At 53.8% G+C, this 12,586-nt stretch carries 13 protein-coding genes and 2 pseudogenes; 6 read left to right on the forward strand and 9 right to left on the reverse strand.

What is annotated here, in order from left to right; genetic code table 11:
* Positions 1-48: 48 nt before the first annotated feature.
* Genes HMPREF1487_RS01100 through ttcA form a run of 3 tightly spaced genes read right to left on the reverse strand, consistent with a single transcriptional unit; the run spans position 49 to position 2,322 of the window.
* On the reverse strand, positions 49-810 hold the full coding sequence (locus HMPREF1487_RS01100; RefSeq protein ID WP_010794749.1) for an NAD-dependent protein deacylase: 762 nt from the start codon (positions 808-810) through the stop codon (positions 49-51).
* Positions 810-1,481, reverse strand: a complete 672-nt coding sequence (locus tag HMPREF1487_RS01105) for a DNA-3-methyladenine glycosylase I (protein WP_010794750.1) — start codon at positions 1,479-1,481, stop codon at positions 810-812. The genes HMPREF1487_RS01100 and HMPREF1487_RS01105 overlap by 1 nt, the downstream gene beginning before the upstream one ends.
* Positions 1,482-1,497: 16 nt before the next feature.
* Positions 1,498-2,322, reverse strand: coding sequence for a tRNA 2-thiocytidine(32) synthetase TtcA (gene ttcA / locus HMPREF1487_RS01110; protein WP_010794751.1), 825 nt, complete (start codon positions 2,320-2,322; stop codon positions 1,498-1,500).
* Between the two features lie 100 nt (positions 2,323-2,422).
* Here ttcA and HMPREF1487_RS01115 point away from each other — a divergent pair, with 100 nt between their 5' ends.
* Both HMPREF1487_RS01115 and HMPREF1487_RS01120 read left to right on the forward strand, forming a co-directional pair.
* Positions 2,423-3,034, forward strand: a complete 612-nt coding sequence (locus tag HMPREF1487_RS01115) for a DNA-J related domain-containing protein (RefSeq protein WP_010794752.1) — start codon at positions 2,423-2,425, stop codon at positions 3,032-3,034.
* Between the two features lie 88 nt (positions 3,035-3,122).
* Positions 3,123-3,623 carry a SprT family zinc-dependent metalloprotease gene (locus HMPREF1487_RS01120; protein WP_010794753.1) on the forward strand — a complete coding sequence of 167 codons (501 nt, stop codon included), beginning with the start codon at positions 3,123-3,125 and terminating at the stop codon, positions 3,621-3,623.
* A 51-nt stretch (positions 3,624-3,674) separates the two neighbouring features.
* Here the strand turns inward: HMPREF1487_RS01120 and HMPREF1487_RS01125 are convergent, their stop codons facing one another.
* Positions 3,675-5,006, reverse strand: a complete 1,332-nt coding sequence (locus HMPREF1487_RS01125; RefSeq protein ID WP_010794754.1) for a dicarboxylate/amino acid:cation symporter — start codon at positions 5,004-5,006, stop codon at positions 3,675-3,677.
* A gap of 194 nt (positions 5,007-5,200) precedes the next feature.
* On the opposite strand from HMPREF1487_RS01125, the gene HMPREF1487_RS27200 reads away from it, so the two are divergent.
* Entirely contained in the window at positions 5,201-5,344 is a 144-nt protein-coding gene (locus HMPREF1487_RS27200; protein ID WP_156913088.1) for a hypothetical protein, read from the forward strand.
* Positions 5,345-5,391: 47 nt separating this feature from the next.
* Positions 5,392-6,102, forward strand: coding sequence for a 4'-phosphopantetheinyl transferase family protein (locus HMPREF1487_RS01130; protein ID WP_010794755.1), 711 nt, complete (start codon positions 5,392-5,394; stop codon positions 6,100-6,102).
* Between the two features lie 44 nt (positions 6,103-6,146).
* Here HMPREF1487_RS01130 and HMPREF1487_RS01135 read toward each other — a convergent pair whose 3' ends face one another.
* From HMPREF1487_RS01135 to HMPREF1487_RS01150, 5 genes and pseudogenes are all read right to left on the reverse strand, one after another.
* Positions 6,147-6,362 (reverse strand): hypothetical protein, encoded by a 216-nt coding sequence (locus HMPREF1487_RS01135; protein ID WP_010794756.1) that lies wholly within the window; start codon positions 6,360-6,362, stop codon positions 6,147-6,149.
* A 190-nt stretch (positions 6,363-6,552) separates the two neighbouring features.
* Entirely contained in the window at positions 6,553-7,164 is a 612-nt protein-coding gene (locus HMPREF1487_RS01140) for a tRNA-uridine aminocarboxypropyltransferase (RefSeq protein ID WP_010794757.1), read from the reverse strand.
* Positions 7,165-7,221: 57 nt separating this feature from the next.
* Positions 7,222-8,172: pseudogene (locus tag HMPREF1487_RS28260) on the reverse strand (methyl-accepting chemotaxis protein); the annotation flags it as partial.
* Between the two features lie 333 nt (positions 8,173-8,505).
* A pseudogene (locus HMPREF1487_RS28265) lies at positions 8,506-8,787 on the reverse strand (PAS domain-containing protein); the annotation flags it as partial.
* Positions 8,788-8,883: 96 nt separating this feature from the next.
* On the reverse strand, positions 8,884-9,783 hold the full coding sequence (locus HMPREF1487_RS01150) for a LysR family transcriptional regulator (RefSeq protein WP_010794759.1): 900 nt from the start codon (positions 9,781-9,783) through the stop codon (positions 8,884-8,886).
* Between the two features lie 140 nt (positions 9,784-9,923).
* On the opposite strand from HMPREF1487_RS01150, the gene speB reads away from it, so the two are divergent.
* The gene (speB, locus tag HMPREF1487_RS01155) at positions 9,924-10,874 is read left to right on the forward strand and encodes an agmatinase (protein WP_010794760.1); all 951 of its coding nucleotides are present in this window, start codon (positions 9,924-9,926) and stop codon (positions 10,872-10,874) included.
* Positions 10,875-11,066: 192 nt separating this feature from the next.
* Positions 11,067-12,575, forward strand: a complete 1,509-nt coding sequence (locus tag HMPREF1487_RS01160) for a purine-cytosine permease family protein (protein ID WP_010794761.1) — start codon at positions 11,067-11,069, stop codon at positions 12,573-12,575.
* Positions 12,576-12,586 lie beyond the last annotated feature (11 nt).

Genomic DNA, 12,586 nt, shown 5'->3' on the forward strand with positions numbered 1-12,586 from the left:
AAAAGTTGCGACACTTTGCCGTTTACCCAACGAACAGGCAAGAATTTTTTAATCGGACATGTGACTTAAAATAATCGATAAAACGTCTACGGCCCTTTTTTGGAGCCTGACTGTCACCGATGCACTCAAATCAGTCATGGTTGGATTGATCTCGGCAACAAAACCCCCGTTGTTGAGGGTCTGCAAGGCTGGCTCGATGACATACGGGAAACTGGCGGTAGTGCCTATGAGGAGCACAACGTCATAACCGGTAGCATTCTGCTGCATCAGAGTAGATACCGCTCTGGCAGGTAAGGCCTCCTCAAACAGCACGACGGGCGGTCGTAAAACACCCCCGCAACGGTCACACCGTGGCGGCAGGGAATGACCAATTTTATCAGCAACAGGGATATTGCCTGCCTCGCAGGCCGAGCAAAACAGTGGCCCCATCTCACCATGGATCTCTATGACTCTGTCCATGGGCGACCCGGCTCGCCGGTGAAAACCATCGATATTCTGGGTCAGCACCCAACACTCAGACTTGCGCCGCTGTAACTCGGCTATGGCCTCGTGACCTGCATTGGGTTGAGCGCTAAGACAAGCCCTGCCCAACTCCGCCAGATACTTCCAGCAGACATCCGGACGGTGTCGAAACATCGTACCGGAGAGCGCAGCCTCGATAGGAATACCCTCTTCGGTTTTTCCGTTATACAGCCCATTGAGACCACGATAGGTAGGCAGACCAGAGTCTGCCGAAAGCCCAGCACCTGTTATCACAAGAATCCGCTGAGCGCTTTCAAGCGCCTGGGCCACCTGCCGTATCGTGTCCATCAATGATTTACCGTATGCGCGAGCATGACCGAAAGCTGACACAACGGCCGCTTGCTTTCCGCCTGCCATTGATTGAAGGCGGCCTGCATGGCAGCCCGATCACGCTGACTGGTCGGCTCCTTGTCGATAACGTTTTGAGCCTTGAGCGCAGCCACAACGTCCTGCGTGGCAACGAAAGTGTCCTTGCCCGCCATTCTCAAAAAACGCGGTGCCGAAAGCCCTCCCATCTGGCTACCTCGCCGAGATAAAAGCTGCCAGAGTCCCACAATATCCTCTGAGGGCCAATTCGCCAGAAATTGGCCAAAGTCACCCTGTTCCCGTTGGATATCCAGGATGAACTGCGCATTACGGGGAACGCTTTTCAGCTTCCCCAGATGCCGGATTAGACGCGTGTCCTGCATGAGCCGCTCCAGCCATTCGCCGCCCATCAGGACGACCTTTTCTGGATCAAAGCCAAAGAAAACCTCTTCGAACGCAGGCCACTTGGCGTCTACCAGGCTGTGCTTGAGACCCGCACGAAATATTCGCCGCGTCATCAAGGACAAATAGCGGTCAGCAGTCACTTGGGCGAGCGCTTCGGCTGATGCGGGCTGGGGTAATACCGCTTCAAGGGCTTTGGAAGAGCCGAAGCGGTTCAGGCAAAACTCATGGAGCCAGGCATAGTCACGCATTGGAGAACACAATACCTCAGAGATTCATAACATCCAGAAAACGCGGTGTAGCGTCCTCATCGATGCGCAGGTTCACAAAATCGAACAAATTACGGTCGGCCAGCTGCGAAGGAACTACATTTTGCAGAGCCCTGAACATAATTTCGGTGCGCCCTGGGGTCTTGCGATCCCACTCCTGAAGCATCTCCTTGACTACCTTGCGCTGCAGGTTTTCTTGGGAGCCGCACAGGTTGCATGGAATGATCGGGAACTGCTTGAGCTCTGCGTAGGCTTCGATGTCCTTTTCGCTGCAATACGCGAGCGGACGGATTACGACATTGCGTCCATCGTCTGCCAAAAGTTTAGGCGGCATTGCCTTGAGGGTTCCGCCATGGAACAAATTAAGGAAAAAGGTCTCTACTATGTCGTCCCTGTGATGGCCAAGCGCCATCTTGGTCGCTCCAATTTCGTCGGCATAGGTATAAAGCGTTCCGCGGCGCAGACGCGAGCAAAGCGAGCATGTCGTTTTGCCTTCGGGAATCTTTTCCTTGACGATCGAATAGGTGTCCTTTTCGATGATGTGGTAAGCCACACCGATGGATTCGAGATAGGCCGGCAGTACGTGCTCGGGAAAGCCTGGTTGCTTCTGGTCCATATTGACCGCAACGATCTCGAATTTGATAGGCGCGACCTTTTGCAGGTACAGCAACACATCAAGCATGGTATAGCTGTCTTTACCACCAGACAGGCAGACCATGACCTTGTCGCCATCTTCGATCATGTTGAAATCGGCGATGGCTTCGCCAGCCAGACGTCGCAAACGTTTCTGGAGCTTGTTCTGATTGACAGAAAGGGTGCTCATGGATGAATCCAAATCAGGAAATGCACGAAAAGGACTATTTTACGCGTAAAGCACGGTTTCCCCTACCCTGCTCTGTACAACCCGCTTATCGGTATGGGCTATGACTGCTTTTCAACCAGCCCCGAATGAAACGCTCATTCATCAATTGCATGCATTGCTCAAGGCGGCCCCTGCAGGGTTATCGGAATACGATGTGATCCAGCGCCTGAGAGCGGACCGGTCACCCTTTGTGCCTCAAGAGCCGCTGCTGGATAAACTGGTACTGTTCCGCACGCACTTCGTCTTGTTCAATGCCTTGTATACCCTGCGCGATCGATTATGGGCCAATGCCAGTGCGCACCTTGAGATCCATGCCCTGCGCATTCAGCTACAGGATTATCGCCGAGCAAAACCCGGCCTGATCGTAGCGGATCCTTTGCGCAGCTATTATCTGGATCTCGAACAGCTCGACACGACCACGCTGGAAGACGTAGAGGCGCTGCTAGAGAGCTTCTGGACTCGCCAGAATGATGAAGGTGGCATCAAGTCTGCCTTTGCGTTGCTGGATCTGGACGAGTCTGCTTCATACTCAGCCATTCGCCATCGGTACCGACAGCTGGTTAGCCGTAACCATCCGGATCGTGGAGGCTGTACCGCAACTCTGCAGTCACTCAATGGGGCAATGGAAGCGCTCAGGCGACATCATTTGCGTAATGAGAGCATCAATCAGTAATTAGCTGTCCGGGCTGCTTGCCGGTAAGCGGCTCGCTTAGGCAGTCGATGCGCTTTGACGCATAATAGGCTCGATACGGAGAAAGCGAATGCCTCAAGCCTTACTCGCTCGTGTCGAAGACTGCTATCAGCTGGCCGAGCAATTTTTCAAAAAACCGTTTATTCGCCCCGACGTGAGCCTTCGCCTACGAGGACAGAAAGCCGGGGTTGCCCATCTGCAGGAGAACCGCCTGCGCTTTAACGAGGTGCTCTACAGGCAGAATCAGGAGCATTTTTTAAAGCATACCGTTGCCCACGAAGTGGCCCATCTGGTAGCTCACCAACTATTTGGCAGTCGAATAAGTCCGCACGGCAAAGAGTGGCAACTCATCATGCAGGGGGTATACGGTCTGCCACCAAGCAGATGCCATACCTATGCAATCGAGCGTCCGGCACGGAAGGTCTACCTCTATCGGTGCGGCTGTTCGGAAAGCCCTTTTTCCTTTACCTCACGCCGACATGGACTGGTCAAGAAAGGGTATCGCTACTCCTGCCGTCGCTGTCAGAGTCCGCTGACTTACACAGGGCAAACACGGCTCGACAATGAATGACGAACAAGCAATAAAAAGCCCCGTCTAGACGGGGCTTTTTATTGGGAGAGATCAAGCCACCTTGTGGGCTTCTTCTTCCTCTATACGCGTCGGGCCATTGGCCAGCTCACGGTGCAGTTGGCCCTCATCCAGCTGGTTACACCATTTGGCAACCACAATGGAGGCGACACCATTACCTACCAGGTTGGTCAGTGCACGAGCTTCGGACATGAAGCGATCGATACCTAGAATCAGGGCCAAACCCGCAACAGGCAAGTGACCTACCGCGGACAAGGTTGCAGCCAGGACGATGAAACCACTACCCGTTACACCTGCCGCACCCTTGGAGGAGATCAGCAGCACGAGCAACAGCGTGATCTGATGCGTGATATCCATGTGGGTATTGGTTGCCTGAGCAATAAACACAGCCGCCATAGTCAGGTAGATGGATGTGCCATCCAGGTTGAACGAGTAACCGGTTGGAATTACCAGGCCAACCACTGACTTCTGAGCGCCCAGTTTCTCCATCTTGGTTAACATGCGTGGCAGTGCAGACTCGGAGGAAGACGTACCCAGCACGATCAGCAGTTCTTCACGGATGTACTTGATGAACTTGAGAATGCTGAAACCGTGGGCACGGCAAATGGCGCCTAGCACGATAAGCACGAACAACACGCAGGTTATGTAGAAGCACAGCATCAACTGGCCGAGCTGAACCAGCGAGCCCACACCGTATTTGCCAATCGTGAAGGCCATGGCACCAAAGGCACCGATTGGAGCCAGCTTCATGATGACATTGATGATATTGAAGAATACGTGAGAGATGCGATCGATGAAGTTGAAGATCAGCTCGCCTTTCTCTCCCAGACGATGCAGGGCATAGCCGAACAAGACAGCAAAGAACAGCACCTGAAGAATTTCACCCTGGGCGAACGCATTAACCACCGTCGACGGGATGATGTTCATCAGGAACTCAATGGTGCTCTGCTTTTCACCAGCAGCCGCGTAAGCAGCGATACCCTTGGTATCCAGAGTGGCAGGGTCAACGTTCATGCCAGCGCCCGGCTGGACAACGTTTACAACAATCAGACCAATGATCAGGGCAATGGTCGACACGATTTCAAAATACAGCAGCGCATAACCGCCGGTCTTGCCGACAGCCTTCATGCTCTGCATGCCGGCAATCCCTGTTACAACGGTACAAAAGATGATCGGCGCGATCACCATCTTGATCAGCTTGACGAAACCATCACCTAGCGGCTTCAGGGCAGCACCGGTATCCGGGTAAAAGTGACCAATCAAGATACCGATAGCAATAGCCACCAGAACCTGAACATACAAGGACTTATACAACGGGGGTTTTGCAGCAAGAGGCACTGCGGTTGCTTCAATTTTAGCTGTCATGGGAGTAATTCCATGGTGCTTACGCTCACATCCTTGCGATACGTCAAGCCAATCGCGTTCTGCCCCTCATCCAGGGAGCTTTTGTTGTGGATTAAGGCCATGCCTTGATCTTGCCATATACAATGCAAGCCATGTGCCATCCCAAAATAAAAGACAAAATTCCATATTTTTCATAGCGTTAGCTACTGAGAAGTATGAATAACGAGGTTCAAGAGGCGGATATTCGCCCAAGGTGGCGGTTTTCCCCCGGTGGTATTTGGGGGAAAACCGCCGCAGCAGAGGTTGGCATTGCCGATAAAAAACTGATCATGCAACACCTGTCTGATGCCAATGACTGACTGTAGCGTCGCTTGGCGGATGAGATGCAGCGCGGCAGAATGCTTTCATGACTACTCTCTATCCTGGCGATATTCTTCCAACCTTGTACTGGCCGTTTTCAGTTGAGCGACTGGGCGTGGCTCTATACTCCACGCGCTTTATCCCTACCCTGTTAACCGCCGCGGATTTCGACTGCCTTGACATGGCGCTGCCCCCGTCACTGCTAAAGGCCGTGCCGAAGCGGCAGACCGAATTTCTGGCTGGACGATTGTGCGCACGAGCATCGTTAGCTGAAACAACAGGAGCCGTGCAAACGCCACACGTAGGGAAAGATCATGCACCTATGTGGCCGAGAGGCTTCTGCGGCTCCATTACTCACAGTCACGGCTGGGCAGGAGCAGCAACTGCGGCAACCAGGCACTGGCAAAGTATCGGACTGGACGCCGAGACGCTGCTGGCTCCAGGACGTGCAGCGAGGCTGGCCAGTGAAGTGCTGACGCCCCGTGAACATGAAAGCCCTGATGCTGAAACCGCCTTTTATGTCACTGCAGTCTTTTCGCTCAAGGAGAGTCTCTTCAAGGCGCTTTATCCGCTGACTGGCGTTCGCTTTTATTTCCAGGATGCCGAGCTGGTCGAATGGGATCCATCCGGCTATGCCCGGTTACGTCTCGCCAAGACGCTTTCACCCTGCTGGCAAAAGGGGCGGGAGCTTGAGGCCGTGCATGTGCTTGAAGAGCAGCGCTTTCTGAGCATGATCAGAGTGCCTGCTGGAATCTAATAAAAAGCGGAGTCTAAGCTCCGCTTTTCGTCACGACTTGCCCTTCACATCATCATGCTGCGGGCATCGGCTACAGGTGCCGGTGGAATGGGATCGGGTACAGTGGGCTCGCCAGGCTCGATGGGTTGCGATGGCGGAGAAATAGGCTCAGTCGGAACACCAGGCTCAATAGGCTGGTCTCCACCCATCCATACTGGAATGAAGGCCAGAATGGTTTCGTCCTCTTCCACCTGTCGTACTACTTGGATACTCAAGGTCATAGCTTGCTCTCCTACTCGACCGGTTTTACCGGATTCATCCGGGCTGTAATGGATAGAACCTAATACGGCCAAGAAATTCATAATTTCCGGTAAGTGGTCGCTTTTGACTGTTTAAAGAGCCCGCACGCTTTGAACGCTTCAGAGCTTCCTTAAAGAGCATGCCTAAACGGTATGTCGGGCTCATGACAGCCTAATGATGATGTCTTTTCAGCGCGTGGTTTTTTGCAAATACCTCTTTACCCATTGCCTCGATCTGGCGCTCGATTAACCTCTCGAAAGGCGCAAGCAGCGCATCGAAACGCTTGGGCATCTCTAATATGTTCAAGGCCGTGACAATCGCCTCGATGGTCGAGACAGCCCCAGCGGCAGGAGCTTTTCGAAGGCGATAACGCGAAGAAAGACCGGCAGGTAAGCTGACTCGTGGTAACGCTGCCACGCACGGATTAAGGTACAGCAGCTTGCGTGCCTTTCGCCATGTGCCGTCAGGTATGACAAGCATAGTCTTGCCAGAATGCTCAGCTTTGGCCTTTATATGCTCAAGGCTTTCAGCCTGCTCGTCAGGAAACAACAACCAGGGCGTATACCCTTCCCAACGGGCTTCGAGCCCTTCGAACTGCTCACCAACAAGCAACTCGCTGTTTACCAAACCTAGTGCGGCCAGGCGCGCCGTGTTCAGCGCATGCTGGGTTTCGTCAGGGTGCTGCAGGATCAACAGGCGAGTCGCACTGGAAAGCCTGGGAACAAGCGCGCACAAGCAATGGCTTTCAGGACGCTGGCATGCAGCACAACGTGGGCGTGACATATAACCTCTAGGTAGACCAATAGCAGGTAACAGCCATCAGTCTACCTCAAGCGTTGCCTAGCGATTAAAGCGCTCTGCCAGATCACGCAGATAGACTGCCATCTGCTCAAGCTCACCACTGAGCACAGCACCTTGCTGTGACTGTTGAGTGCTGTGATCGGACAACTCGGCAATGCGGGTGATCTGCTGATTGATGTCCTCTGCCACATGGCTCTGCTCTTCTACCGCCGTAGCCATCTGCTGGCTCATGGCCGTGATTCGCATGACCGCCTGGCTGATTCCCTCCAGTGCCTCGCGTACAGCTGCCGTGTGTTCTTCACTCTGCCGTGAGGCCTCTTCGCCCTTGGCTGCTGTAGCAACGGCGCGCTGCGCGCCTGAACGCAGGTTCTCGATGATCTGGTGAATCTGCTGGGTAGAATCACGCGTACGTGAAGCCAGCGAGCGCACCTCGTCTGCGACCACGGCAAATCCGCGACCAGCCTCGCCTGCCCTTGCCGCTTCAATCGCAGCATTAAGCGCCAGTAGATTGGTCTGCTCGGCAATCGAAGTAATCACATCGGCAACACTGCCGATCGACTGGGTGGAATCGGCAAGCTCACCCACTGCCTGTCCAATTTCACTCACGGCGCCAGCCAGCTGCCTCATGGAGGCTAAACTCTCATCCGCCACGTCACGACCATGCAGGGCCAGCGACTCCGCCTCGCCAGCAGCCTGAGCCGTCTGGTTAACGTTTTGCGAAACCTCCTGAATGGTGGCAGACATTTCATTGATTGCGGTGGCTGACTGGTCGGTCTCATGGCGCTGACGATCAAGCAACTCGGCTTGAGCACGTGCAAGACGCGACGACTCTGCTGCCTTGCTCTGCACGTTGTTGCCGGTATCCACCAGGCGAGTCAGTGCCGTTTGCAAACGTGACTCCTGGCTTTGCAAGGCGAGGTCCATCTGGCCTGCCGCACCAAACTGGTTACTGTACGTAGGCGCAACGATGGCGCTGGTAAACATCTTCGGATTGGCCTCGAAGATCTTTTCAATAGCCCAGCGCTGACGCTTGAACTGCCAGAAGGTAATGCCTAGTGCACTGGCAATGATCACACCCGCCTGGGCAAGGTCGTTGAAATAGAAATGACCGCCAAAGATAACCGCACCGCTGAAAAGCGTAGGCCATGCAATTTTGACAGAATGCTTGATGGCTTCTGTTACCGGTACTGCACGCTTGCCTTCACGCAGCCGTGCATACATGACATCGGCCCGCCGGATCTGATCCGCGGTAGGCAACACACGTACGGACTCATAGCCCACCATCTGGCCATTTTCCCAGATAGGGGTGACGTATGCATTCACCCAATAATAGTCGCCGTTCTTGCAGCGGTTCTTGACGATACCCATCCAGGCCTTGCCTTGTTTAAGGGTATCCCACATATGGCCAAATACACCCTCAGGCATATCTGGATGACGAACCAGATTATGTGGACTGCCAATAAGCTCTTCTCGTGTAAAACCACTTATTGCGACAAAAGCGTCATTGCAATAAGTAATTTGTCCCTTGAGATTCGTCGTTGAGATAAGACGCTCACTTTCCCTGAATGTACGAGCCTGTTGTGTCACTGGCAGGTTTTTGCGCATGGCGGAGAAGCCTTCTTGATTTTCCAAATAAGCGGACGCCCACTCAAATGATGGCAAATAGCATTCATGTTAGTTGTCATCATTTTTTAACGTCGATTACTTATCGGCACGCCGCATATGAGCTTTAAGAATTCTTTGAAAAGTCTGTATTAGACTTTCGCGATTACGGCCTCGGCGAAATATGAGCGAAAATGGCGCTTGATAGCCAAACATTGCTGGCTGTAAAGCACGTAATCGCCCTTGATTAACCCACGCATGAACATAATGCTCAGGTAGATAACCTATATAAGCTCCTGAAAGAATTAATATTAACTGAGCCTCCATACTTTCAACTGTTGCCGCACTTTCCTTGAACCCATGCCGAGCCAGTTCGGCCTGACTCCAATAGCCTCTTCGGACCATTCTTTGTTGAGTAATAAGTTCTTCGGGAAGATGTCTTTCCTTGAATAAAGGATGGCGGTCGCTGCAATACAACCAATGTTGTTCACGATAAAGTGGCTGGTACGTTACCCCATTCATTCGCGCAGAAAACGCACCGATGGCTAAGTCCAAACGGTTTTCAAGAATGGCCAGTTGAAGGTCATAAGGACTCATGACCGTCAGATGAATGTGGACTGAGGGGTATTCACCTGTATAAGCACCGATAACATCCGCCAATGACAAGGCAGGCTCATTGGCTAACGAGTCCAGCATCCCCAGCTTGAGCGTACCGCTCAGCTCGCCCTTGAGCGCGGCTGCATATCGCTCAAAGCCTTCGATCTCTCCCAGGATTCTCAACGTCTCCTGATAAAACATCTCACCCTTGCTGGTCAGCCCAAACCCGCCGCGCCCACGATGACACAAGGTGATGCCCAATTGGCTTTCCAACTGGCTCATATAGGTACTGATGGCTGACGTTGACAGATTCAGTTCACGCTGTGCCGCTGCAAAGCCCTGGCTCTGGACAACAGTCGCGAAAATTCTGAGTAGACGAATATCGTGCAGCGCATTGGCCATGGACAGGATCCGTTGTCTTATTTTTTTCAGCCTATCCGATAGTTTAGAAATCTCTGAACTGATTTTTTGTACGTGCCGATTTTTCAAGCGCTGTTTCCTTCACACAATCGGGCCATCGTTTCGCAGGCAGGAGATCGATTGTGGAGAAAAAACTTCATCAACCGCTGGGTGGTAACGAGATGCCACGCTTTGGGGGCATCGCGACCATGCTGCGCTTGCCTCACCTCGAGTCGCCTGCCGGGCTGGACGCCGCCTTCGTTGGTGTGCCATTGGATATTGGAACATCACTGCGCTCCGGCACCCGCTTTGGTCCACGCGAAATTCGGGCCGAATCCGTCATGATCCGCCCCTACAACATGGCAACCGGCGCCGCACCATTCGATTCGCTCTCGGTGGCCGACATTGGCGATGTAGCCATCAATACCTTCAACCTTCTCGATGCCGTACGGATTATTGAAGAGGCCTATGACGGCATTCTTGAGCACAATGTCATTCCGCTCACCCTTGGAGGTGACCATACGATCACCCTGCCTATTCTCAGAGCCATGAAGAAGAAATATGGCAAGGTTGGGCTGGTTCATGTCGACGCCCATGCCGATGTGAACGACCACATGTTTGGCGAGAAGATTGCTCATGGCACTACTTTTCGCCGAGCAGTCGAAGAAGGCCTGCTGGACTGCAATCGCGTCGCGCAGATCGGACTACGTGCCCAGGGTTATACGGCAGACGATTTCAACTGGAGCCGTGAGCAGGGATTTCGCGTCGTGCAGGCGGAAGAATGCTGGCACACATCGCTCTCTCCTCTGATGTCGGAAGTCCGGGCAAAAGTGCAAGGCGGCCCTGTTTACCTATCGTTTGACATCGACGGTATTGACCCCGCCTGGGCTCCAGGAACCGGCACCCCTGAAATAGGTGGACTGACCACCATTCAGGCGCTGGAAATTATCCGCGGCTGCCACGGGCTTGATCTAGTGGGAGGCGATCTTGTGGAGGTATCTCCCCCATACGACACTACAGGCAACACCTCTTTACTGGGCGCCAATCTGCTTTATGAAATGCTGTGTGTACTGCCTGGGGTGGTACGCCGATAGCCGCTGTAACGATAAATAAATCCGAGGAGTCCGCAAAGACTCCCGTTTGAGGCAGGTCCAGAACTTGCCTCAGGCAATTAGCCTTCCGGCCTTGCCGTACTGCCGAACACCAACCCGCGGGCCCAGCGCCTACGGGGATAACAAAAGAAGCCATCGCTCAGTGCAGTGGCCTATAACCGTGTCGAGGCGACCATGGATAACCCTAACGGTATCACCCGTATCGAAACCTTTGGCGTCGAAAAAATCCCGGACGCCGAGCGCAATGCTACTCCTTTCGATTTGTTTCGCATGATTTTTGGTGGAGCGAATACCTTCGCTACTGCCGTGCTGGGCAGTTTTCCTATTCTTTTTGGCTTGTCTTTCGAGGCAGGCGTCTGGGCGATTCTTCTGGGCGTCATGACCGGCGCGGTTATCCTTGCGCCCATGGGCTTATTTGGCCCTATAAACGGCACGAACAATGCCGTCTCGTCCGGGGCTCATTTCGGTGTACATGGTCGCATTGTAGGCTCGTTCCTTTCCCTGCTGACCGCTATCGCGTTCTTTTCACTTTCCGTATGGAGTTCAGGCGATGCCCTGATCGGAGGTGCCAAGCGCCTGATCGGTCTTCCTGAAACAGACCTGACGCTCGGACTGGCCTACGGGGTATTTGCCATACTGGTTTTGACGGTCTGCCTGTATGGCTTCCGCTTCCTGCTCTGGGTAAACAAGGTCGCGGTCGTTAGCGCCAGCGTGTTGTTCATGCTGGGAATCGCAGCCTTTGCAGGGCCGTTCGACGCAAGCTATGCCGGCACGCTCAATCCCGGCACAGAAGGCTTTTGGGCAGCGTTCATAGGCTCGGCGCTGGTTGCCATGAGTAACCCGGTCTCCTTCGGCGCCTTCCTGGGTGACTGGGCACGCTATATTCCTCGCCAGACATCTAAACTGCACATCATGCTGGCCGTGGTGCTTTCCCAGGTCGCAACGCTGATTCCTTTCCTGTTCGGTCTGGCCACGGCCAGCATCGTGGCCGTAAAAGCCCCTCAGTATATTGCTGAGAATAACTATGTGGGCGGCTTATTAGCCATCTCCCCCAGCTGGTTCTTTTTGCCCGTCTGCCTGATTGCCACCATTGGTGGAATGTCTACCGGCACCACCTCCCTTTACGGTACAGGGCTGGACATGTCCAGCGTCTTCCCTCGTGTATTGACGCGAGTACGTGCCACGCTCCTCATTGGTGTTGCGGCCATTGTATTCATCTTTATCGGCCGCTTCGCCGCCAATCTGGTTCAGAGCGTGTCGACATTTGCAGTGCTGATCATTACCTGCACCAGCCCCTGGATGATCATCATGATCATCGGATTGATCAATCGGCGCGGTTTTTACTGCCCTGACGATCTGCAGGTCTTTACTCGCGGCGAACGTGGCAGACGCTACTGGTTCCACCACGGCTGGAACTGGCGGGGCCTGGGTGCCTGGATTCCCAGCGCAGTGGTTGGGTTGCTATTCGTCAACCTGCCCGGTCAGTTCGTAGGCCCCTTAGGCGAGGTGGCAGGCGGAATCGATATCAGCCTGCCCATCACGCTAGGCATGGCCGCCCTGCTCTATAGCCTGCTGCTCCGGCTTTTTCCAGAGCCGATCGAAGTCTATGGCCCTGCCCGGCTCAACGCATCTGCAACACGCGGCAGCCCTGCACTGATCAGCTCCAACGCCAGCCTATCCTGATTTCTGGAGTG

It is taken from the genome of Pseudomonas sp. HPB0071 (assembly GCF_000478505.2).
Taxonomy (GTDB): Bacteria; Pseudomonadota; Gammaproteobacteria; order Pseudomonadales; family Pseudomonadaceae; genus Chryseomonas; species Chryseomonas luteola.